3 protein-coding genes are annotated in these 1,655 nt (G+C 65.9%); all 3 read right to left on the reverse strand.

The features are described from left to right. On the reverse strand, positions 1-194 hold a 194-nt coding region (locus tag K789_RS0109750; RefSeq protein WP_024366589.1), incomplete at its 3' end, for an RNA-binding protein. 1 nt (position 195) lies between these two features. Next, on the reverse strand, positions 196-618 hold the full coding sequence (gene rpsP, locus K789_RS0109755; RefSeq protein ID WP_024366590.1) for a 30S ribosomal protein S16: 423 nt from the start codon (positions 616-618) through the stop codon (positions 196-198). Between the two features lie 206 nt (positions 619-824). Beyond that, complete coding sequence (locus K789_RS0109760) at positions 825-1,262, reverse strand: hypothetical protein (protein ID WP_024366591.1); 438 nt, start codon at positions 1,260-1,262, stop codon at positions 825-827. Positions 1,263-1,655: the final 393 nt, after the last annotated feature.

Genomic DNA, 1,655 nt, shown 5'->3' on the forward strand with positions numbered 1-1,655 from the left:
TCCGCCAGTGCAGCCACCACAGTGCGCAAAGCGCGTGCGGTGCGGCCCTGGCGGCCGATCACCCGTCCGAGGTCGTCCTGATGAACGCGCACTTCGAGGGTGTCCCCGCGGCGGTTGTTCTTGGCACTGACCTTGACATCCTCAGGACTGTCAACGATCCCCCGGACGAGGTGTTCGAGCGCTTCTGCCAGCAATTTACTCAGCCTCGGTGGTCTCTGCTTCGGCGTCGGCGGGAGCCTCGGCTGCGTCGTCCTTCTTGGCCTTCTTGGTGATGGCTTCCGGGATGATCACGGAACCCTTTTCCGGGGTAACGAAGGCAGCCTTGGGAGCCTTGGTCTTCAAGGTGCCCTCCTGGCCCGGGAGACCCTTGAACTTCTGCCAGTCACCGGTGATCTTGAGGATCGCGGCAACCTGCTCGGACGGCTGTGCGCCGACGCCGAGCCAGTACTGGGCACGGTCCGTGTCGACCTCGATGTACGAGGGCTCTTCGGTCGGGTGGTACTTGCCGATCTCTTCGATGGCACGGCCGTCACGCTTGGAGCGTGCGTCCATGACGACGATGCGGTAGTACGGTGCGCGCATCTTGCCAAAGCGCTTAAGGCGAATCTTTACGGCCACTTTTGTGGTCACTCCTGTTTCTGAAACGGGGTCGAGCCCGGCGTTCTGCACCCGTGGGGCGGGCCGTACTAGGGGGTTCTAAAAGGACAAGATCCGGACGCGGAGAGAGGGGCCACGCAGATCAAGTACCTGTTCATTGTGCCAGATCAGCGCGGGGATTTCGACTTGACACCCGCAACCGGTCCGTTCGGCGGCCTGACGCCGCCTCAGGCCGTCCAGACGTAAAGGCCGGACTTGCTGGCCGGATCCACGGCGGCGGCGAGTTCGGCGAGTTGGCGGACGTAGCGGACGGCCTGCTCCGAAGCGAAGGGCATGTCCTCCTCGGCGGCCCAACCTTCGGCGACGTCTTCCAGGACGTCGCCTTCACCCTCGGTCTCGTAGCTGAGCAGCTCGGCGAGGGCGCGCACCATCGCCGGCGGAACCCCGAGCAGGGAATCGCTGGCAACATCCACCATGGCCAGTTCGTAGTCCGCGCCGGCTGCGTGGACGGCAGTGCCGGCCAGGTCGCCCAGGCGCTCGATTTCGAAGTCGGTGATATCCGCAATCCGGACGGCCGCGGGGGCCGCGGGTGCCCCGCCGTCGAGGGCGGCAGCACGTTTGAGGGCTTCATCGTGGGTGGAGACAAAGACTTCGGTGAATCCCATGGAGCTCGTCCTTAGATGTCTGGCGGCGCTGGGCCGCTGATTTCGGCGTCGCTTCAGCCTAGCCGCTTCAGCCCTGCCCTGCCCCGTCCGGACCGGACATGCCCTCCGCTGACCCGGTCACGCCGCGCCTCACTCGCCCCGGCCCAGCGGGCATGCCCTCCCCATGCCGTGACCAATGGACATAAAGCCGCTATGTCCAGTGCGCGCCGCAACAGGTGGACATGCCCAACGGTCCTGGCAGCGAGAAATGGACATGCCCTCCGCTGACCCGGTCACGCCGCGCCTCACTCGCCCCGGCCCGGCGGACATGCCCTCCCCATGCCGCGACCAGTGGACACAAAGCCACTATGTCCATTGGCTGCCGTCAGCGCTGGGCATGTCCCGCGGGCCGGG

Origin of the sequence: Arthrobacter sp. TB 26, assembly GCF_000427315.1 — a bacterium.
GTDB lineage: Bacteria > Actinomycetota > Actinomycetes > Actinomycetales > Micrococcaceae > Arthrobacter.

Coding starts and splice junctions, on each gene's coding strand:
- K789_RS0109760 (WP_024366591.1), bottom strand. CDS start 1,262: ATGGGATTCACCGAAGTCTTTGTCTCCACCCACGATGAAGCCCTCAAA.